This window comes from Microbacterium sp. 01T413_2, assembly GCF_056398985.1.
Map to the genome: position 1 here is coordinate 71,023 of NZ_JBFTQL010000001.1, position 19,412 is coordinate 90,434.

General features: G+C 70.0%; 17 protein-coding genes and 1 other RNA gene. 11 read left to right on the forward strand and 7 right to left on the reverse strand.

Annotated features, from left to right (window positions below):
- Window positions 1-65 precede the first annotated feature (65 nt).
- Together AC1DMN_RS00370 and AC1DMN_RS00375 are read left to right on the forward strand one after the other, a co-directional pair.
- A complete protein-coding gene (locus AC1DMN_RS00370) occupies window positions 66-470 on the forward strand; it encodes a YchJ family protein (RefSeq protein WP_477229016.1) in 405 nt (134 codons plus the stop codon).
- A 49-nt stretch (window positions 471-519) separates the two neighbouring features.
- Entirely contained in the window at window positions 520-1,272 is a 753-nt protein-coding gene (locus tag AC1DMN_RS00375; RefSeq protein WP_441977832.1) for a zinc ribbon domain-containing protein, read from the forward strand.
- Between the two features lie 34 nt (window positions 1,273-1,306).
- On the opposite strand, the gene AC1DMN_RS00380 is transcribed toward AC1DMN_RS00375, so the two are convergent.
- Window positions 1,307-2,146, reverse strand: a complete 840-nt coding sequence (locus AC1DMN_RS00380) for an aldo/keto reductase (RefSeq protein ID WP_441977831.1) — start codon at window positions 2,144-2,146, stop codon at window positions 1,307-1,309.
- A gap of 142 nt (window positions 2,147-2,288) precedes the next feature.
- Here AC1DMN_RS00380 and AC1DMN_RS00385 point away from each other — a divergent pair, with 142 nt between their 5' ends.
- Together AC1DMN_RS00385 and rnpB are read left to right on the forward strand one after the other, a co-directional pair.
- Complete coding sequence (locus AC1DMN_RS00385; RefSeq protein WP_477229017.1) at window positions 2,289-4,016, forward strand: bifunctional 3'-5' exonuclease/DNA polymerase; 1,728 nt, start codon at window positions 2,289-2,291, stop codon at window positions 4,014-4,016.
- A 12-nt stretch (window positions 4,017-4,028) separates the two neighbouring features.
- Window positions 4,029-4,402: RNase P RNA component class A (rnpB, locus tag AC1DMN_RS00390), an RNA gene on the forward strand.
- Window positions 4,403-4,465: 63 nt separating this feature from the next.
- Here rnpB and ppgK read toward each other — a convergent pair.
- Window positions 4,466-5,212, reverse strand: a complete 747-nt coding sequence (ppgK, locus tag AC1DMN_RS00395; RefSeq protein WP_441977829.1) for a polyphosphate--glucose phosphotransferase — start codon at window positions 5,210-5,212, stop codon at window positions 4,466-4,468.
- A 65-nt stretch (window positions 5,213-5,277) separates the two neighbouring features.
- On the opposite strand from ppgK, the gene AC1DMN_RS00400 reads away from it, so the two are divergent.
- Genes AC1DMN_RS00400 through AC1DMN_RS00415 form a run of 4 tightly spaced genes read left to right on the forward strand, consistent with a single transcriptional unit; the run spans window position 5,278 to window position 10,796 of the window.
- Window positions 5,278-5,487 carry an SPOR domain-containing protein gene (locus AC1DMN_RS00400; RefSeq protein WP_440731906.1) on the forward strand — a complete coding sequence of 70 codons (210 nt, stop codon included), beginning with the start codon at window positions 5,278-5,280 and terminating at the stop codon, window positions 5,485-5,487.
- Window positions 5,488-5,492: 5 nt separating this feature from the next.
- On the forward strand, window positions 5,493-6,830 hold the full coding sequence (locus AC1DMN_RS00405; RefSeq protein ID WP_477229018.1) for a glutamine synthetase family protein: 1,338 nt from the start codon (window positions 5,493-5,495) through the stop codon (window positions 6,828-6,830).
- A gap of 12 nt (window positions 6,831-6,842) precedes the next feature.
- A complete protein-coding gene (locus tag AC1DMN_RS00410; protein WP_477229019.1) occupies window positions 6,843-9,824 on the forward strand; it encodes a bifunctional [glutamine synthetase] adenylyltransferase/[glutamine synthetase]-adenylyl-L-tyrosine phosphorylase in 2,982 nt (993 codons plus the stop codon).
- A gap of 48 nt (window positions 9,825-9,872) precedes the next feature.
- Entirely contained in the window at window positions 9,873-10,796 is a 924-nt protein-coding gene (locus AC1DMN_RS00415) for a diacylglycerol/lipid kinase family protein (protein ID WP_477229020.1), read from the forward strand.
- A gap of 49 nt (window positions 10,797-10,845) precedes the next feature.
- Here the strand turns inward: AC1DMN_RS00415 and AC1DMN_RS00420 are convergent, their stop codons facing one another.
- Window positions 10,846-11,241, reverse strand: a complete 396-nt coding sequence (locus tag AC1DMN_RS00420; RefSeq protein ID WP_477229021.1) for a hypothetical protein — start codon at window positions 11,239-11,241, stop codon at window positions 10,846-10,848.
- Between the two features lie 152 nt (window positions 11,242-11,393).
- Complete coding sequence (glnA, locus tag AC1DMN_RS00425) at window positions 11,394-12,818, reverse strand: type I glutamate--ammonia ligase (protein WP_441977825.1); 1,425 nt, start codon at window positions 12,816-12,818, stop codon at window positions 11,394-11,396.
- A 163-nt stretch (window positions 12,819-12,981) separates the two neighbouring features.
- On the opposite strand from glnA, the gene AC1DMN_RS00430 reads away from it, so the two are divergent.
- Window positions 12,982-13,410 (forward strand): RDD family protein, encoded by a 429-nt coding sequence (locus AC1DMN_RS00430; protein ID WP_477229022.1) that lies wholly within the window; start codon window positions 12,982-12,984, stop codon window positions 13,408-13,410.
- Window positions 13,411-13,464: 54 nt separating this feature from the next.
- On the opposite strand, the gene AC1DMN_RS00435 is transcribed toward AC1DMN_RS00430, so the two are convergent.
- Complete coding sequence (locus tag AC1DMN_RS00435; protein WP_440731881.1) at window positions 13,465-13,956, reverse strand: ATP-dependent zinc protease family protein; 492 nt, start codon at window positions 13,954-13,956, stop codon at window positions 13,465-13,467.
- A 17-nt stretch (window positions 13,957-13,973) separates the two neighbouring features.
- On the opposite strand from AC1DMN_RS00435, the gene AC1DMN_RS00440 reads away from it, so the two are divergent.
- Window positions 13,974-15,170 carry a RimK family alpha-L-glutamate ligase gene (locus AC1DMN_RS00440; protein WP_440731880.1) on the forward strand — a complete coding sequence of 399 codons (1,197 nt, stop codon included), beginning with the start codon at window positions 13,974-13,976 and terminating at the stop codon, window positions 15,168-15,170.
- A 74-nt stretch (window positions 15,171-15,244) separates the two neighbouring features.
- Here AC1DMN_RS00440 and AC1DMN_RS00445 read toward each other — a convergent pair whose 3' ends face one another.
- Window positions 15,245-15,955, reverse strand: coding sequence for a DUF4191 domain-containing protein (locus AC1DMN_RS00445; protein WP_440731879.1), 711 nt, complete (start codon window positions 15,953-15,955; stop codon window positions 15,245-15,247).
- 156 nt (window positions 15,956-16,111) lie between these two features.
- On the opposite strand from AC1DMN_RS00445, the gene AC1DMN_RS00450 reads away from it, so the two are divergent.
- On the forward strand, window positions 16,112-17,689 hold the full coding sequence (locus tag AC1DMN_RS00450; protein ID WP_477229023.1) for a hypothetical protein: 1,578 nt from the start codon (window positions 16,112-16,114) through the stop codon (window positions 17,687-17,689).
- Window positions 17,690-17,695: 6 nt separating this feature from the next.
- On the opposite strand, the gene sucB is transcribed toward AC1DMN_RS00450, so the two are convergent.
- Window positions 17,696-19,402 (reverse strand): 2-oxoglutarate dehydrogenase, E2 component, dihydrolipoamide succinyltransferase, encoded by a 1,707-nt coding sequence (gene sucB, locus AC1DMN_RS00455; protein ID WP_477229024.1) that lies wholly within the window; start codon window positions 19,400-19,402, stop codon window positions 17,696-17,698.
- Between the last annotated feature and the right edge of the window lie 10 nt (window positions 19,403-19,412).

A 19,412-nucleotide genomic window follows, 5' to 3' on the forward strand; every position in this document is an offset into this window, starting at 1 on the left:
GACCAACCATATACCCCCTAGGGGTATTCCGAAGGGTATCGACATCAACGAATAGGCTGGACGGGATGAGCGATGGATCGATGGCCGGAAGGGCGGCGCAGCGCTGCCCCTGCAGCAGCGGCGACCTCTTCGAGACCTGCTGCGGTCCGATCCTCGCGGGGCGACCTGCGCCCACCGCGGAGCGTCTCATGCGCTCCCGCTACACGGCGTTCGTGGTCGGCGATGCCGCGTACCTGCTGCGCTCCTGGCATCCGACGACCCGGCCGGCGCAGCTGGACCTCGACGCGCATCTGCGCTGGCTCCGCCTCGACATCCTCGCGAAGCACGCTGGAGGGCCCTTCGACACGGAGGGCATCGTGGAGTTCGAAGCGATCCACCGGGACGCGACGGGTCGTGGCGTGCTGCATGAGCGCAGTCGCTTCGTGCGCGAGGACGGCCAATGGCTCTACGTCGACGGCGACGTGTCCTGACGCGGGATGCGCGCGCGGCCGGTTTCCCGCCTGGCGTAGATTTGGACGCGTGAAAGCCAACCCCGCGCACCAGATCGTGCTCCTCGACATCGCCGACATCGACCGCCGTATCGCGCAGGCCGACTACGCGCGCACGCATCCGGTGCAGGGGGAGCGGATCAACGAGCTCTCCGCGCAGCGGCAGGGACAGCTGCGCGAGCTGACCGAACTGGCCGGAACGCGCGATGACGTGCAGACCGAGCTGAAGCGCCTCGAGTCGGATGTCGCCCTCGCGGCACAGCGCCGCGACCGCGATGCCGGCCGGCTCGCTGCCACGCAGAACCCCAAGGACGCGGTCGCCCTCGAGCAGGAGATCGCGAGCCTCGCACGCCGGATCAGCGACCTGGAAGACGCCGAGCTCGAGCTCATGGGCCGGTTGGAGGATGCCGAGGCGGCCGTCTCCGCCCAGCAGGCGCTCATCGACCAGACCGTGGCCGAGGGCACGCGGCTGACCGCGGAGGCCAAGGCCCTCATCGCCGCAGCGACGACCGAGGGCGAGCAGCTCGCTCGAGACCGCGTCGCGCTCGTCGACTCGGTCTCCCCGTCGCTCATGGCCGAGTACCAGCGCCGCGTCGGACGCACCGCGGGCGCGGCGCTGTTGCGCCGCGCCACCTGCGAGGGGTGCCGCATGGTGCTCTCCGGTACGGACCTGAACGCCATCCGCCAGGCTGCGGACGACGACGTGGTCTCATGCCCCGAGTGCGGGTGCATCCTGATCCGCACCGAGGAGTCGGGCCAGAAGAGCTCCGCCCCTGCGGAGTGAGCGGGGCGGCGCCGACCCCGGCGGTGGAGCGCGCTCAGAATTCCTCGTGCGTGGCCGGATCCGCGTCCCAGAGGCGCCCGTCGGGTGCGCCGAGAGCCGTGATCGCGGCGATCTCGTCGACGCTCAGCCGCACCTGGGCCGCGGCGAGGTTCAGGGTCTGATGCTCGGCCGAGGCGGCCTTCGGGATCGCCACCACGCCGCGTCCGGCGTGCCAGGCCAGCACGGCCTGCGCAGGCGTCAGGCCGTGCGCTGCGGCGACGGCGGTGACCGCCGGATCTTCGAGCACCTCGCCGGCTCTGCCGAGCGGGCTCCACGCCTCGGTGAGGATGCCGTGAGCGCGGTGGTACGCCAGGGCCTCCTCCTGCGGGAAGCGCGGGTGCAGCTCGATCTGGTTGACCACGGGGCGCACCCCGGTCGCGTCCTCGATGCGTTCCAGGTGCTCCGGCAGGAAGTTCGACACGCCGATCTGGCGTACCAGGCCCCGGTCGCGCGCCTCGATGAGCGCCTGCCAGGCCTCGATGTACGCGTCCACGCGCGGCAGCGGCCAGTGGATGAGAAACAGGTCGATCGCATCGACGCCGAGGCGGAACCGGCTCTCCTCGATCGCGTCGAGCGCCTTGGCGCGCGCGTGGTGGCGCCCGGCGAGTTTCGAGGTGACGATGAGTTCGGCCCGGTCGACGGCTGCCCCGGAGATGCCCCAGCCGACCGCACCTTCGTTCTCGTAGTTGAAGGCGGAGTCGATCAGCCGATAGCCGTTCTCGATGCCGCTGCGGACCGCATCCGCACCGGCCTCTCCGCGGAAACCGTAGGTGCCGAGGCCCTGGGCAGGCAGGGCGAAGCCGTTGTGGGCGATGAAGGGGGACGCATCGGACATGGGGACTCCTCTCCGGTGACTCCACGCTAACCGCCGCCGGCTTCGGGTGCGCGCGCGGCGATACACACCGACACACCCGAGGATCCGGTGTACAGAATCGCGGATGCCGTGCCTGGCTCCCGGAGGGCGTAGATTCGAAGACATGATCGAATCGGCTGCTCCGCACGAGGTCGTGCTGGGGCGGTCCGCACGAACCAGCTGGACTCTGGTGCTGTTCGACGAGGACGGCGCAGAGCTGTGCAGGAATGAGATCGCGGCATCCGCGCTGACCACCGAGGTGGCCGCTCTGGAGGAGCGGGCCCATCCGCGGTGGGTGGTGCGTCATCTCCGCGAGGTGTACCCGCCGCTGCTCGCCGCCGGGATACGGATCCGCCGCGCGCACGACCTGGTGCTCTGCCACGCGATCCTGCGCGATACGGCGAGTCTGGCGGATCCGGTCCCGGCTTCGTCGCGCTGGATCCGCTCGGATCCGCTGGCGACGACGATCGAGACGCCCGCGCTGTTCGATCTGCATGAGGTCGCGTCACAGGCCTCCGGCGACCCGTACGTGGAGATCGATGAACTCCTCGCCGAGTACGCTCGCCAGCGCGCCGCTCTGGGGCGTGCCCCGGACGGTCGCCTCGCTCTGCTGTGCGCCGCCGAGTCGACCGGGGCTCTCGTCGCCGAGGAGATGACGGCCGCCGGCCTGCCGTGGAGCACCGCCGTGCACGAGCAATTGCTCGCCGAGGCGCTCGGCCCGCGGCCGGTGCCCGGTGCGCGGCCCGCTCGGATGGCCGAGCTGGCGGCCGTGATCGGAGAGGCCCTGGAGGACGCCACGGTCAACCCCGACAGCCCGCCGCGTCTGCTGAAGGCGCTGCGGCGAGCCGGGATCCTGGTCGACTCGACGTCGCGCTGGGAACTCGGCGAGGTCGAGCACCCCGTCGTCGAACCGCTCCTGACGTACAAGAAGCTGGCCCGGCTCTACTCCGCCAACGGCTGGGCGTGGCTCGCGGAGTGGGTGCGCGAGGAGCGCTTCCGGCCCGTCTACCTCACCGGCGGCGTGGTCACCGGGCGCTGGGCGTCCAGCGGCGGGGGAGCATTGCAGATCCCGCGGAGCCTGCGCCCGGCGGTGCGCGCCGATGCCGGCTGGACGCTGGTGTGCGCGGACGTGGCGCAGCTGGAGCCGCGGGTGCTCGCGGCGATGTCGAAGGACCGGGCGATGGCTGCGGCTGCGCGTGGCGCCGACCTGTACGAGGGCGTCGTGCGCTCGGGTGCGGTTCAGACGCGTCAGGAGGCGAAGTACGCGGTCCTCGGGGCCATGTACGGCGCGACCACGGGACCGAGCGGCCAGCTCGGTCCGCGGCTGCGCAGCGTTTTCCCCCGGGCGATGGCGCTCGTGGACGGCGCGGCGAAGACGGGGGAGGACGGGGGCGTCGTCTCGACGCTGCTCGGCCGCAGTTCGCCACGGCCGGATGTGCTCTGGACCGCGACGCAGTCGCGGGCGAGCGACCCCGATGCGGACGGCGCCGACGAGCGGCTGGCGCGTAGCAGAGCCAGGGATCGCGGCCGGTTCACCCGCAACTTCGTGGTGCAGGGCACCGCGGCCGAATGGTCGCTGCTCTGGTTGGCCGAGATCCGGCACCGCCTGACCGCGCTGCCCGAGGCTGCCGAGCCTGCGTCCGGTTCTGGACCGGTGTTCTCACGGCGCGCGCATCTGGCGTTCTTCCTGCACGACGAGGTGATCGTGCACGCGCCTGTCGCGCAGGCCGACGAGGCCGCGCGTGTGGTGCAGGACGCGGCGGACGCGGCGACGCGCCGGCTGTTCCCCGGGTTCGAGATCGACATCCCCCTCGACCTGCGCATCGCCGAGGACGCGGGCAAGGACTCGTAGACTGGATGCGAACGGGTCGGCTGGACGGTCGCGTGGCGGGAGACCGCACCGAGGAACGTCCGGGCTCCACAGGGCAGGGCGGTGGGTAACACCCACCCGGAGCAATCCGCGAGACAGTGCCACAGAGAGAAGACCGCCGCGGCCCGCAAGGACCGAGGTAAGGGTGAAAGGGTGGTGTAAGAGACCACCGGGGGCCGTGGCGACACGGCCCGCCAGGTAAACCTCGCCCGGAGCAAGGCCAGACAGGGGATGATGACGCGGCTCGCCGAGTCCCCGGGTAGGCCGCTGGAGCGGCGCGGCAACGCGTCGCCGAGAGAGATGACCGTCGAAGGGATGCCCCGAGAGGGGCCCCGGCACAGAACCCGGCGTACAGGCCGGCCCGTTCCTCACACGAAGAAGGCCCGGATCCGCAGCTCAGCGGATCCGGGCCTTTCGGCGTGCAGGGGGCGTCAGTCGCCGGCGAGCGAGGCCGCGCCGATGATGCCGGAGTTGTTGCGGTGGATGGCCGGGACGATCGGTGTCTTGAGTTCGAGAAGCGGGAGGAAATCGCCTGCGTTCTTGGACACGCCGCCGCCGACGACGAACAGGTCGGGGCTGAAGAGGAACTCGATGTGCGAGTAGAAGGCCTGCAGGCGCTCGGCCCATGCCGCCCAGCTGAGCCCCTCGCGTTCGCGGGCGGAGGTGGCCGCCCACTTCTCCACGGATTCGAACTCGCGGAAGTTGAGGTGCCCGAGTTCGGAGTTGGGGATCAGGACGCCGTCGTACAGGAAGGCGGAGCCGATGCCGGTGCCGAGCGTGGTCATCAGGGTGAGCCCGATGACGTCGCGTGCCGCGCCGTGGCGCGCCTCGGCGACACCGGCAGCGTCCGCGTCGTTCACGAAGACGATGTTGCGACCCAGGCCGTCCCGGAAGAAGCGCTCGGCGTCGAAGTCGATCCACTTCTTCGAGACGTTGGCGGCGGAGAGCGTCCTTCCGCGCTTGACGATCGCGGGGAAGGCGACGCCGAGTGGAAGGGTCGACTCGTGCACCTCGAGGGTCCGCAGCACGGTTTGGACGGCCGTCAGCACATCCTGGGGCGAGGCGCCCTCGGGGGTGGGCACACGTACGCGGTCGGACGCCATGGTCCCGTGCTCGAGGTCGACGATTCCTGCCTTGATACCCGTGCCGCCGATGTCGACGCCGATCGCTTTTGCCATGCGCAACAGCCTAGCGAGAGGCGGGCACGCCAGTAGGATCGTGACAAAGCCCAGGAGGAGCAGCGATGTCCGGCGAGAACAAGTACTGGTTCAACAGCAGCACCGGTGAGGTCGAATACGGTCTGGAATCGCCGTCTATCGACCGGATCGGCCCGTTCGACACCGCCGAGGAGGCCAGTCGCGCCCCGGAGGTGCTCCAGGAGCGTGCCAAGGCCTGGGCCGATGAGGATGCGGCCGAGGACAACTGGGGCAAGGGCACGGACGGTACTCGATGAGCGGAATGGACAAGCAGCGGGACTTCGTGCTGCGCACCATTGAGGAGCGCGGCGTCAAGTTCATCCGACTCTGGTTCACCGACGTGATCGGCACCCTGAAGTCGGTGGCGATCGCCCCGGCCGAGGTCGAGGGCGCCTTCGCCGAGGGCATCGGGTTCGACGGCTCCGCGATCGAGGGCCTGACCCGCACCTTCGAGTCGGATCTGCTCGCGCAGCCGGATCCGACGACCTTCCAGATCCTGCCCTGGCGCGGGGAGATCGACCCCACGGCGCGGATGTTCTGCGACCTGACCACGCCGGACGGTCGTCCGGCCGTCGCGGACCCGCGGCACGTGCTCAAGCGCACCCTCGCCAAGGCGGCTGATGCGGGCTTCACGTTCTACACGCACCCCGAGATCGAGTTCTACCTGCTGAAGTCGTCGCAGTTCGGGCCCGAGGGGCCCGTCCCGGCGGACTCGGCGGGCTATTTCGACAACGTGCCCGGCGGTACGGCGCACGACTTCCGGCGCAGCGCTGTGCGGATGCTGGAGGACCTCGGCATCTCGGTGGAGTACAGCCATCATGAGGGCGGTCCCGGCCAGAACGAGATCGACCTGCGCTACGCGGACGCGCTCACCACCGCCGACAACATCATGACCTTCCGCACCGTGGTGAAGGAGGTGGCGATCGAGCAGGGCGTGTACGCGACGTTCATGCCGAAGCCCCTGAACAACCACCCCGGCAGCGGCATGCACACGCACCTGTCGCTGTTCGAGGGCGACTTGAACGCGTTCTACGAGGAGGGGGCGAAGTACCAGCTCTCCCGCCCGGGGCGCCAGTTCATCGCTGGGCTCCTGCGGCACGCGAACGAGATCGCGGCGGTGACGAACCAGTTCGTGAACTCGTACAAGCGGCTCTGGGGCGGCGACGAGGCGCCCAGCTTCGTGACATGGGGCCACGCGAACCGCTCCGCGCTGATCCGGGTGCCGATGTACAAGCCCAACAAGGGCCAGTCCACGCGGATCGAGTACCGCGCCCTGGACTCTGCGGCCAACCCGTATCTGGCGTACGCCCTCATGCTCGCGGCCGGGCTCAAGGGCATCGAGGAGGGCTACGAGCTGCCACCCGAGGCCGAGGACAACGTCTGGTCTCTGAGCGACGCGGAACGGCGTGCGCTCGGCTACGCGGCGCTGCCTGCGAGCCTGGACCACGCACTCGAACTCATGGAGGATTCGGAACTCGTCGCCGAAACGCTCGGCGAGCAGGTCTTCAACTATGTGCTGCTGAACAAGCGCAAGGAGTGGGAGGCGTACCGCGGTCAGGTCACGCCGTTCGAGCTCAAGAGCAACCTCGAACTGCTCTGAGCAGGGGTCGTAGTGCCCCGTTTCGACGACTCGCTCTCGCTGTCCGCGCTCGCCCGGCTGGGCTTCGTCGGCCTGTCCGCCGCGTCCGCCGGGCTGCGTGAACTGGGAGAGATCACCGGGCTCACGCCGTCGACGCTGATCGAGCCGCTGCGCAGCGCCGATCCCGACGAGGCGCTGGCCGGGCTCATCCGCGTCGCCCGCCGGGATCCGACCGGGGTGGCCGCCGTACTGTCGGACACGGCGCCGCGCGCCCGCGCCTGGGCGGTGTTCGGCGCCTCGCCGGGGCTCGGCCGGTTCTTCGAACGCCGTCCGGAGGAGCTGGCGCTGCTGCGTGAGGACCGCTCGGCGCTGCCGAGCGCCGAGCGGCTGCGCGACCTGCTGCTGTCCTCCGTGGATGCGGCTGACGGGTTCGCGGCGACCGGAGACGCGGCGGCCCGGATCCGGCTGCGCATCGCGTACCGGCGTGCGGTTGCAGGGATCGCGGCGTGGGATCTGACCGCATCGGATCCGGTCGCCGCGGTGGCGGACGTCTCGGCGGCGCTCGCGGATGCGGCGTCCGCTGCGCTGGAGGCGGCGCTCGCGATCGCGCGCACCGCGATCGCGGCCGGTTCCGCCGACGTCCGGCGGGACGTCGCTCAGACCCGGCTGGCGATCATCGGCATGGGCAAGACCGGGGCGCGCGAGCTGAACTACGTCAGCGACGTGGACGTCATCTTCGTCGCGGGCACCGCGGATGAGGAGCGGCTGACCGAGCCCAGGGCGATCGACATCGCCACACGGCTGGCGCGGGAGACCATGCAGGTCATCGCCGGGATCGAGTCCGAGCCGCCGCTCTGGGAGGTCGACGCGGCGCTGCGCCCCGAGGGCAAGCAGGGCGCGCTCGTGCGCTCCCTGGGCTCACACGTCGCCTACTACGACCGCTGGGCGAAGAGCTGGGAGTTCCAGGCGCTGCTGAAGGCGCGGGCGATCGCCGGCGATGACGCCCTGGGCACGGCATACATCGAGGCTGTGCAGCCCAAGGTGTGGTCGAGTGCAGCACGCGAGGACTTCGTCGGCAGCGTGCAGCGCATGCGCGAGCGCGTCACCGAGCACATCGCTGCCGAGGACGTGCCGTACCAGCTCAAACTCGGGCCGGGAGGACTGCGCGACATCGAGTTCACCGTGCAGCTGCTGCAGCTCGTGCACGGCCTCACGGATCCGCAGATCCGCACGAGGGGCACGCTGGAGTCGCTCGACGCGCTCGTCGCGGGTGGCTACATCGGCCGAGCCGAGGCCGGCCTGTTCGCGCAGGACTACCGGGTGCTGCGACTGATCGAGCACCGGCTGCAGCTGCGCGAGATGCAGCGCACCCATCTCGTGCCGCGCGAGGAGGAGGCGCTGCGCGTGCTGGGCCGCGCCACCGGCCTCGCCGAGACTGCGGACGGCATCAGGAGGGTGTGGGAGGACGTGCGCCGTGAGGTGCGGGACCTGCACACCCGGCTGTTCTATCGTCCGCTGCTGAGCGCGGTCGCATCGTTGCCGGAGGAGGAGCGCACGCTCTCCACGGACCAGGCGCACGACCGCCTCGCCGCGATCGGCTTCCGCGACCCTGCCGGTGCGCTCCGCCACATCGGCGCCTTGACCACCGGACTCAGCCGGAAGGCCACGATCCAGCGGCACCTGATGCCGGTGATGGTGCGCTGGTTCGCGGACGGCACGGATCCCGACTACGGCTTGGTCGCGTTCCGGCGCATCAGCGAGCGGCTCGGCGACACGCCCTGGTTCCTGCGCATGCTGCGCGACTCGTCGGGCGCCGCGGAGCGGCTCACCCGCGTGCTCTCGACCTCGCGGTACATCGGCGAGCTGATGGAGTGGATCCCGGAGTCGGTGGCGTGGCTGGAGAGCACCGAGCAGCTGCGACCGCGGCCGTGGCAGGCGCTCGATGAGGAGGCCAGGGCGATCCAGACCCGGCACGACACGATCCTGGATGCGATGCGCTCGGTACGGGCGCTGCGACGCCGGGAGTTGTTGCGCACCGCGATGGGCGCCGTGCTGGACGTGCTGAGCATCGACGAGGTCGCGTTGGCGCTCACGACGATCACCGATGCCGCGATCCAGGCCGCGCTGCGAGCCGTGCGCCGCGATGTCGTGCCCGACGAAGACGACGTCTTGGACTTCTCCGTCATCGGAATGGGGCGCTTCGGCGGCGCGGAGCTCGGATTCGGATCCGACGCGGATGTGCTCTTCGTGTACGACGCGAACGGTGTCGACGCGCAGCGTGCGCAGCAGCTCGCCGCGCGGATCGTCGCAGGGCTGCGGGAGCACCTGACCGACCATCGGCTTCCGCTCGAGCTCGACGCGGATCTGCGCCCAGAGGGGCGCAACGGCCCTCTCGTGCGTACCCTCGACGCGTACGCCGCGTACTACCGCCGCTGGTCGCTGTCCTGGGAGGCTCAGGCGCTGCTGCGCGCCCGTGGCGTCGCGGGCAGCCACAAGCTCATCGAGCGCTTCCTGGAGCTCGCCGACGGCGTGCGCTATCCGGAGGCGCTGGATCTCACGTCGCTGCGGGAGATCAAGCGGATCAAGGCACGCGTCGAGGGCGAGCGCCTGCCGCAGGGCGTGGACCCGCGCCGGCACCTCAAGCTCGGCCCCGGCACTCTCAGCGACGTGGAGTGGCTGATCCAGATCGTGCAGCTGCAGCATGCGCATGCCGTGCCGGCATTGCGCACGACCTCGACGCTGGCGGCACTCGACGTCGCCGTCGAGAACGGTTTCGTGCCGGCCGCGGCGGGGGAGCGGCTGCGTGAGGCATGGCGGCTCTCCAGCCGGCTGCGCTCGGCGATGACGCTGCTCACCGGGCAGACGAAGGACGTGCTGCCAGCTGATCCGCGCGAGCTCGACGGCGTCGGCCGGATCCTCGGCTACCCCGACCGCTCGGCGGCCGCCGTCGAGGAGGAATACCTGCGCGTGACGCGGCGCGCCAGGAAGGCTTTCGAGACGCTGTTCTACGGCTGACGGGCGCTGTGCGCGGCGTTCGGCCGGCGATGCGGCGAGGATGGTCTCATGACGATGATCGGCGTGGTCCGCAATCCGGTGAAGCTCGAATCGGAGGATGAGGTGCGCGCCGCGGTCGCTGCGCACATCTCCGATGCCGACATCCGGTTCTTCCTGACGACCGAGGAGGACCCGGGACGGGCGATGGCGCAGGAGGCGGTCGATGCCGGCTGCGAGCTCGTCTTCGCGGCGGGTGGCGACGGCACGGTCCGCGCAGTGGCCGAGGTGCTCGCCGGCACCGATGCCGCTCTCGGGATCCTGCCGCACGGCACCGGCAACCTGCTCGCCAGGAATCTGGGCGTGCCGCTGGACGGGGTCGCGGCCGCGGTCGCCCACGCGCTCACCGCAGAGCCGCGCCGCATCGACGTGGGCACCATCGAGGTGAGCGAGGGTGACGCTCCGGGAGAGCACGTGTTCGTCGTGATGGCCGGCCTCGGGCTCGATGCGCGCATGCTCGAGGAGACCGACGAGGAGCTCAAGGCGAAGGCCGGCTGGCTCGCCTATGTGAAGGCGCTGGGCGCCGCGGCCGCCGGGACCGAGCTCGTCTCCGTCGAGCTCGCCCTGGACGGGGAGCACGCGGACCGGGCGCGGATCCACACCCTCATGATCGGCAACTGCGGCATGATCCAAGGCGGGATCACCCTGCTTCCCGACGCCGTGCCGGACGACGGGCGGCTGGATCTCCTTCTCGTCAGCGCGGAGGGCGTGGCGGACTGGTTCGAGACGGTGCGCACCGTCGTCTGGGACAACGGTCTGCGCAGGCTTCTCGGTGGCGAGACGACCAGCACCGACGTGGTGCGGCATGCTTCGGCGCAGCGCATCAGAGTGGAGCTGGCGCCCCCGCAGCCCTTCCAGATCGACGGCGAGGAGCGCGGCCAGGTGCGCTCCTTCACCGCGGGCATCCGTCCCGGAGTGCTGCTGGTCCGCGCCTGAACCGGAGAAGGTGCCGGGGTCTCTCGGCCCGGGCCGAGCGCACGAGACCTCAGGCGCCGCGGAAGTAGGTGTTCGAGGCGGGCAGCCACAGGAGCACGACTGCGACGATGCCGAGAAGGAGGGCGAGGATCCCGATGCCGTTGGTGCCGCTGAACAGTGAGCCGATCGAGAGGATCTCCAGGACCGTCAGCACGATGCGTGCCCAGTTCCTGCCTGTCTTCATCCTCCGGAGGATGAACAGCTCGATGATCGCGAACACGAGTGCGATGGCACCCGTGGCGATGAGGACGGTGCCGTTGACGCTGGTGCCCGCGACAGTGGCGGAGTCGCCGGTCGTGGTGACGGCCGCTCCCGCGATGATGATCAGGACGGCGCCGACGACGTCGAGGATGATGCCGATCAGGAAGATCCAGGAAGAGATCTTGACGGTGGTGGGGGTGAGCATGCTGACTCCTCTGCGGGCCGGAGATGCAGTCACCGGGGTGACTGGCCTCACCTTGGCATATCCGTGAATCCGCCGCGACGAACCACGCCGTGCCGGGCGGAACGACGAACGCCCCCGACCATGAAGGTCGAGGGCGTTCGTCGGATCGGGGGTCAGACGCCGAAGTACAGCTCGTACTCGTACGGGTGCGGGCGCTGGGCCATCGGCAGGATCTCGTTGTTGTACTTGTAGGAGATCCAGGTCTCGATGAGCTCCTCGGTGAACACGCCGCCCTCGAGCAGGAAGGCGTGGTCGGCGCGGAGAGCCTCGAGCGAGTCCAGCAGGGAGTTCGGCACCTGCGGGATGTTCTTGGCCTCCTCAGGGGGAAGCTCGTAGAGGTCCTTGTCGATGGGCTCGAGCGGCTCGATGCGGTTGCGGATGCCGTCCAGGCCGGCCATGAGCTGCGCGGCGAAGGCGAGGTACGGGTTGCCCGAGGCGTCCGGAACGCGGAACTCGATGCGCTTGGCCTTCGGGTTGGAGCCCGTGAGCGGGATGCGGATCGCGGCGGAGCGGTTGCCGGCGGAGTAGGCCAGGTTGACCGGCGCCTCGAAGTGCTTCACCAGGCGGTGGTAGCTGTTCAGGGTCGGGTTGGTGAAGGCGAGTACCGCGTGCGCGTGCTTGAGAAGGCCGCCGATGTACCAGCGGGCGGTGTCGCTGAGCTGGCCGTAGCCGTTCTCGTCGAAGAACAGGGGCTTGCCGTCCAGCCAGAGCGACTGGTGCGTGTGCATGCCGGATCCGTTGTCGCCGAACAGCGGCTTCGGCATGAACGTGACCGTCTTGCCCCACTCCTCAGCGGTGTTCTTGATGATGTACTTGAACTTCAGGATGTCGTCCGCCGCGTGCACCATGGTGTCGAAGCGGTAGTTGATCTCCTGCTGACCGGCCGTGCCGACCTCGTGGTGCGAGCGCTCGAGGTGGAACCCCGCGTCGATGAGGTTCAGCGTCATGTTGTCGCGCAGGTCGGCGGTCTTGTCCACCGGCGCCACGGGGAAGTAGCCGCCCTTGAACGGCGTCTTGTTGCCGAGGTTGCCGCCCTCCTCCTCGCGGCCGCTGTTCCACGCGGCCTCCTCGGAGTCGACCTTGTAGAAGCTCTCACCGGCGGTGACCGAGTAGCGCACGTCGTCGAAGATGTAGAACTCCGCCTCGGGGGCGAAGTACGCGGTGTCGGCGATGCCGGTCGAGGCGAGGTACTTCTCGGCCTTCTTGGCGACCTGACGCGGGTCCTTGCTGTAGATCTCACCCGTGCGCGGGTTGTAGATGTCGAAGACCATGACGAGCGTGCTGGCCTCGCGGAACGGGTCGACGTAGGCCGTGGTCACGTCGGGGATGAGCTGCATGTCGGACTCGTGGATCGACGCGAAGCCGCGGATCGAGGAGCCGTCGAACAGCTGGCCGTTGGCGAAGAAGTCCTCGTCGACCGTCGCGGCAGGGATGTTGAAGTGCTGCTGCACGCCGGGCAGGTCGGTGAAGCGGATGTCGAGGAACTTGACGTCGTTGTCGCGGATGTACGCGAGCACGTCGGCGGGGGTGGTGAACATGCATCAACTCCTGGAGGAACGGGTGCGGTCGAGCGACCTGCAAGCAGGTTACGAGCAGGGGATGACGCGGCCGTGTCTGGAATGTTTCCGGCGTGTTACGGGTCTGCCTGCGGCTGAGGCGTCCGCGGCGGGATCAGGGAGCGCGCTCGCCTAGGCTGGAGGGATGTCCGACACCGCGCAGACCTACCCCGGAGAACGACTCGGTCTCCCGAAGACCGGCCCGGGCAGCGTCGGCCGGATCGGACGACGGATCGCCGCTCTCGTGATCGACTACGCCGCGGCATCGATCATCGCGAGCGCGTTCCTCGGCTTCCAGCAGTTCGCCCTGCCGAAGGAGGCGGGCATCACCCAGTTCGCGCCGATGATCGTGTTCGCCGTGCTGCAGATCGTGTTCATCCCGACTATCGGCGGCAGCCCGGGGCACCGGATCGTGGGCCTGCGCCTGGTCATGATGAACGGTTCCTGGGTGGGCCTGTGGCGTCCGATCGTGCGCACCCTGCTGCTCGTCTTCGTGATCCCGGCCGTGATCTTCGATGCGGATCAGCGCGGGCTGCACGACAAGGCGGTCGGAACGGTGCTCATCCGCGCCTGACGCGCCGGGCTACGACGCGATCGCGCAGGAGATGCGCAAGGCTCCGCAGAGCCTTCAGGCGGCGGCGTGACCGCGGTTGAGGCGGCGGAACGTCTTCGGGGCCTTGCCTCCGACGAAGGAGCGCGCCGGGTCGATCGTGAAGCCCTGTCGCAGCGCCTCGCGGCCGATCAGCATCCGGAATCCCATCTCGCTGCGATTGCTGAGAGTGACCTCTGCGGTGACCCTGTGGTCGACCAGCACGAGATCGAGCAGCACCACCAGGCGGCTCTGCGCGTGCCCGGATGAGGAGCGCACGTCGCGGCGGTCGAACACCGGCAGCTCCACCGGGACCAGTTCGTGCGCGCCCTGCCAGGGGCGCACGTCGAACCGCACCCACGGGGCGCCGTCGCGTTCGAACTCGCGGATGTGCTGGGCGTGCAGCGATGAGCTTCGCGCCCCGGTGTCGACCTTCGCCTTGATCCAGGGGATTCCGACGTCGGGGAGCGACACCCACTCCCGCCACCCGATTAGGGTGCTTGAATGAGTAGGTCGGTCCACAACACACATCCTGGCAGGAAATCACCGTGAAGCTCGCCGTGCTCTCGCGCGCCCCGCAGTCCTACTCGACCCAGCGCCTCCGTGCCGCCGCGACGCAGCGCGGTCACCAGATCAAGGTGCTGAACACGCTGCGCTTCGCGATCGACCTCACGGCGGACGAACCGGATCTGCACTTCCGCGGGCGCCGTCTCAGCGACTACGACGCGATCCTCCCGCGCATCGGCAACTCGATCACGTACTTCGGCACGGCGGTGGTCCGTCAGTTCGAGCAGATGGACGTCTACACGCCGAACACCGCGAACGGCATCTCCAGCGCGCGGGACAAGCTCCGCGCGAACCAGATCCTCTCCCGGCACAACATCGCGATGCCGCCCACGGCGTTCGTGCGCAACCGGGCCGACGTGCGTCCTGCGATCGAACGCGTCGGCGGGGCGCCGGTCGTCATCAAGCTGCTCGAGGGCACGCAGGGGATCGGCGTCATCCTCGCCCCGCAGGTCAAGGTCGCCGAGGCGATCATCGAGACGTTGCACTCCACCAAGCAGAACGTGCTGATCCAGAAGTTCATCTCGGAGAGCCGGGGCCGCGACATCCGGGCCCTCGTCGTCGGTGATCGGGTGGTCGCGGCCATGCGGCGCGTGGCGAACGGCGACGAGTTCCGTTCGAACGTGCACCGCGGGGGCACCGTCGAGGCCGTGCACCTCGACCCGATCTACGAGCAGACGGCCGTGCGGGCCGCGCAGATCATGGGGCTGCGCGTGGCGGGTGTGGACATGCTCGAGGGGGAGGACGGGCCCCTGGTCATGGAGGTCAACTCCTCGCCGGGCCTGCAGGGCATCGAGGCGGCGACCGGGCTGGACGTGGCCGGCGCGATCATCGACTTCATCGCCAACCAGGTGAACTTCCCCGAGATCGACGTGCGCCAGCGCCTGAGCGTCTCGACCGGCTACGGCGTGGCCGAGCTCGTGATCCACGCCGGCGCGGAGCAGGTCGGCAAGCAGCTCGGCGACCTCGGTCTGTGGGATCGCGACATCACCGTCCTCACCCTGCACCGCGGCGTCACGGTGATCCCGAATCCGCGCAAGCACGTCGTGCTCGAGGACGAGGACCGGTTGCTGTGCTTCGGCAAGCTCGACGAGATGCGCTCGATGATCCCGGAGCGCCGTCGCCGGCGGGCCAAGGTGCGCAAGCTCCAGAAGGAGCACATGCCGGACACCACGGGCTGAGCGAGTCCCATCGGCCATACGACGAGCGCCCGGCCCCGAAAGGGGACCGGGCGCTCGTCGCGTCAGGAGCAGGTTCAGCGCGGACGCGGTGCGCGCGTCTTGAGCGGGTCGATGCCCTTGGGGATCGGCAGCGAGGCGACGGACTGGGAGACCGACTCCATGCGCTTGATCACGGCGGCCATGGTCGCGTTGTCGATGGCCTTGGGCAACTTCTTGATGGTCTTGGAGAGCTTGTCGATCGAGACCTCGTCCTCGCCGTGACCGACGTAGAACACGTTCACGGGCACGCCCTGGGCCACGCGCATCGCCTTCGTCTTCTCATCCTTGACGAGCCGGGTGAGCCGGCCGCGCGCGCCCTCGGCGACGACCACGATGCCGCCGCGACCGATCGCGCGGTAGACCGCGTCCTGCGTCTTCGGGTTCACGCCGACCGGGACCTCGGAACCCTGCCAGCTGCGGCCCAGCGAAGTGCTGAGGACATGGCCGGCCGCGCCGGGCATGCCGTCGATCTTGCGGTACATCGCGGTCGTGGACAGGCGCGTCATCAGGAACATGGCGCCCAGCACACCCAGCAGCAGGCCGGTGATGCCCCACAGTACGAGGCTCCAGATCTGGAACGGGGGGATCAGGTAGCCGACGATCAGGCCGACGAGGACGCCGACGACCAGGAGCGCGATCTGCGCCCAGGGCAGCCACGGGTAGATCTCCCGGGTGAAGCGGAAGAGCGAGCGCAGCTGCGAGAAGAAGCCGGGCTGCTTCTCCGTCGCGGAGGGACTTTTTGCCATACCCTCCAGCCTACCGATTCTGCGAGGCCGTGACGGCCCGGATGGACACGCGGTGGGCGAACAGCATCGTCCTGCACAGAGGGCTCGCGATCCGGAATGTGCACGGATTGCGTGATGCCCCCGTTGTGAGGGATCCCGGCGCGTTGGGATGGGGGCATGACGGAACGAAGCAGAGGCATCGCCGTGACGGGTGCGCATCGCACCGTCCGTGTGCTCGCGGAGGGGGAGGGTCCGTATGACGGCGAGCTCGTCACGTGCAGGAACGGCATGGCTGTGCGGGTCGATGCGGCGCAGCTGCACGGCTGGGCCGGATGGGTGTTCGCCGGCGCCGAGCACGTGGCCGCGCCGCTCGATGTCGCGCTGAGGCCGGATGGGCAGGACGTGCTGCTGCCGTGGTGCGTGCGCACCGTGCGTGCGCACCTCGCGCAATCGGCGGACACCGGCGGGATCGGACACGGTGAAGCGGTGACCCTCGCGGTCAGCGTGCTGCGCGGTGTGCTCGAGCTGGAGGTCCCGCAGGACGCGCCGTCCGGCGAGCGGAGTGCAGGCGCACGTTCGAGTGCGGACGATGAGGCCGAAGGAGGCCTGGACGGCGGCTGGTGGCTGACCGATGAGGCGCGTCCACTGTTCGCGATCGGAGCGGCCGACTCGCCGGGTGCCGGGGGATCGCCGCGCGAGACCGGAGAACGGCTGCTGCGTGATCTCGAGGCGCGGATCGAGGACCGTGCGCTCCGTCGCGTGCTGACACGCCTCGCCGACGCGCTGGATGATCCGCGCCGCCTCCGCGTCGAAGCCGCGCGGTGGGAAAGCGAACTGCTCGAGATCGCCGCCCCGCGAGCGTTGCGACTGGACGTCGGCGGGGTCCCGGAACCTGACGACGGGAGCCAGAGGAGGGACACCTTGCGGACGTCGCCGCATGGAGGCGACCGTCCTCCGCGACGGAGAGACCTGCGTACCGCCGCACGAGACGACGGGCGACGGGAGGTTGTGGCGCAGCGGAATCGCCCCGCGGGGGCGAAGGGGCGCCACGCACGCGGCAGGCGCTCTTCCGCCCCCGGGCCGCTGCTGATGCTGCGGCTGCGCGACGCCCTGGGCCATGTGCGGGAACGTACCGGGCGCGTCATGCCGTTCCGGAGAACGGCCCGGGTGCAGTCCCGGCTCCCCGCATCGCGGCCGGATCGGTCGGTCGAACGCAAGCGGTGGAGGGGGCCAGTTCTTGTCGCCGTGTCGGCGGCCGCCGTGATCGCTGTGGTCGGCGCATTGTGGCCGTCCGGCACGGGCAGTGCTGACGCGGCCGACCGTCCGTCCACGGCGACTCCGGCCGTTCCATCGTCGACCGGACGGCCGCCCTTGCCGTCCCCGTCTCCTACGCTGCCTGACCGCGGGGGAGCGACGCCGGCCGCTCCTGTACGGACCCGCACCCTCGGTGCGTCGGCGCAATCGGATCCACGGGCCGCCGGCGAAGAGCTGATCGCTGCGGGCCGGAACTGCGAGGTGCACCCGCAGCCGGAGTGCGCGGAGGTGTGGGACGGCGGTGCGACCACATCCCGGCACCTGCGGGAGGCAGACGAACCGCCGGTGCTGATCGAGGACTACGGCGATATCGCCGCGATCAGGAACGCCTCCGAAGAGGGAGCGCAGATGGTCGTGATCATCCGCCGGGACGCCGAATGGCGGATCCGCGATGTGTACGACATCGCGAACCCGCCATCCGAAGGGACCGGAGCCCCGTGAGCGTGGTCAGGCGCCGAGCTGAGCGGCGAAGTCCGCCGCTTCCAGGCGCGCCTTCACCGACGACAGGAACCGTGCGGCGTCGGCCCCGTCGACCGTGCGGTGGTCGTACGACAGAGCGAGGTAGACGTAGGACCGCACCGCGATGGCCTGCTGGCCGTCCACCGTGATCACCCCGGGGCGCTTCGCCACGATGCCGGTGCCGAGGATCGCCGACTGCGGCAGGAACACCACAGGGGTGTCGAACAGCGCGCCGCGCGAACCCGTGTTGGTCAGCGTGAAGGTGCCGCCGGCCAGCTCGTCGGGCTTCAGCTTGTTGTCGCGGGTGCGCGCCGCGAGATCGGCGATCTCCCGGGCGATCTGCGCGATGTTCTTCGATCCGGCATCGCGCAGCACGGGCGTGAGCAGGCCGCGCTCGGTGTCCACCGCGATCGAGATGTTCTCCGACGCGGGGTACACGATGTCCGTGCCGTCCACCGTGGCGTTCACGATCGGGAACTCCTGCAGAGCCTCGGCGGCAGCGAGGGCGAAGAACGGCAGGAACGAGAGCTTGTCGCCGGTCTTCTGCTGGAACGAGCCCTTGACCTCGTCGCGGTACGCGGCGAGCTTCGTGACGTCGACCTCGACCACCGTGGTCAGCTGAGCGGTCTGCTGCATGGATGCGACAGCACGCTCGGCGAGCACCTTGCGCAGACGCGACATCGGCTGGGTGGTCCCGCGCAGCGGCGAGATCTCACGGGCCTTCGCCGGTGCGGCGGCTGCAGCGGGTGCCGCAGCCGGGGTCGCGGAGGCATTCAGCACATCCTCCTTGCGGATGCGTCCGCCCACGCCGGTGCCGGTGATCGACGCCAGGTCGACGCCCTTCTCGGCGGCGAGACGGCGCACGAGCGGCGTCACGTACACCGAGTCGGAGCCGGCGTCGGTGGCAGCCGGAGCTGCCGGTGCCGGCGTCGCGGCGCTCGGTGCGGGTGCAGCGGCGGGTGCGGGAGCAGCGGCGGGTGCAGCGGGGGCAGGTGCCGGCGCAGCTGCGGGAGCGGCGGGGGCAGGTGCCGGTGCAGCGGCTGCGGGAGCCGGGGCCGGCTCGGCTGCCGGTGCGGCAGCAGCCGGAGCGCCGCTGCCGATGCGAGCGAGCACCGCGCCGACGGCGATGGTCTCGTCCTCGGCGGCCAGGATCTCCTGCAGCGTGCCGGCGACGGGCGAGGGGATCTCGGTGTCGACCTTGTCGGTCGAGATCTCCAGCAGCGGCTCGTCCACGGCCACGTCATCGCCGACCTGCTTCAGCCAGCGGGTCACGGTGCCCTCGGTGACGCTCTCGCCCAGTTCGGGGAGGCGCACGTCGGTGGCGTCCGAAGACGCGGCGGGAGCGGCAGCCGGAGCGGCAGGTGCGGGCTCGGCGGCAGGTGCGGGCGCCTCGGCAGCCGGTGCTTCGGCGGCGGGAGCGGCCTCGGCAGCGGGGGCGGCGGGAGCCGATGCGCCCGAGCCGTCACCGATACGGGCGAGGATCGCACCGATCTCGACGGTGTCGTCCTCGGCGACGAGGATCTCCTCGATCACGCCGCTGACCGGCGAGGGGATCTCGGTGTCGACCTTGTCGGTCGAGATCTCGAGCAGGCCCTCGTCGGCCTGGACGGTGTCGCCCACCTGCTTGAGCCAACGGGTCACAGTGCCCTCGGTGACGCTTTCGCCGAGGGCGGGAAGGACCACGGGTGTGCTCATGACGGAGTCT

Coding starts and splice junctions, on each gene's coding strand:
- AC1DMN_RS00370 (WP_477229016.1), top strand. CDS start 66: ATGAGCGATGGATCGATGGCCGGAAGGGCGGCGCAGCGCTGCCCCTGC.
- AC1DMN_RS00380 (WP_441977831.1), bottom strand. CDS start 2,146: ATGTCCGATGCGTCCCCCTTCATCGCCCACAACGGCTTCGCCCTGCCT.
- AC1DMN_RS00385 (WP_477229017.1), top strand. CDS start 2,289: ATGATCGAATCGGCTGCTCCGCACGAGGTCGTGCTGGGGCGGTCCGCA.
- ppgK (WP_441977829.1), bottom strand. CDS start 5,212: ATGGCAAAAGCGATCGGCGTCGACATCGGCGGCACGGGTATCAAGGCA.
- AC1DMN_RS00400 (WP_440731906.1), top strand. CDS start 5,278: ATGTCCGGCGAGAACAAGTACTGGTTCAACAGCAGCACCGGTGAGGTC.
- AC1DMN_RS00405 (WP_477229018.1), top strand. CDS start 5,493: ATGGACAAGCAGCGGGACTTCGTGCTGCGCACCATTGAGGAGCGCGGC.
- AC1DMN_RS00415 (WP_477229020.1), top strand. CDS start 9,873: ATGACGATGATCGGCGTGGTCCGCAATCCGGTGAAGCTCGAATCGGAG.
- AC1DMN_RS00420 (WP_477229021.1), bottom strand. CDS start 11,241: ATGCTCACCCCCACCACCGTCAAGATCTCTTCCTGGATCTTCCTGATC.
- glnA (WP_441977825.1), bottom strand. CDS start 12,818: ATGTTCACCACCCCCGCCGACGTGCTCGCGTACATCCGCGACAACGAC.
- AC1DMN_RS00430 (WP_477229022.1), top strand. CDS start 12,982: ATGTCCGACACCGCGCAGACCTACCCCGGAGAACGACTCGGTCTCCCG.
- AC1DMN_RS00435 (WP_440731881.1), bottom strand. CDS start 13,956: ATGTGTGTTGTGGACCGACCTACTCATTCAAGCACCCTAATCGGGTGG.
- AC1DMN_RS00445 (WP_440731879.1), bottom strand. CDS start 15,955: ATGGCAAAAAGTCCCTCCGCGACGGAGAAGCAGCCCGGCTTCTTCTCG.
- AC1DMN_RS00450 (WP_477229023.1), top strand. CDS start 16,112: ATGACGGAACGAAGCAGAGGCATCGCCGTGACGGGTGCGCATCGCACC.
- sucB (WP_477229024.1), bottom strand. CDS start 19,402: ATGAGCACACCCGTGGTCCTTCCCGCCCTCGGCGAAAGCGTCACCGAG.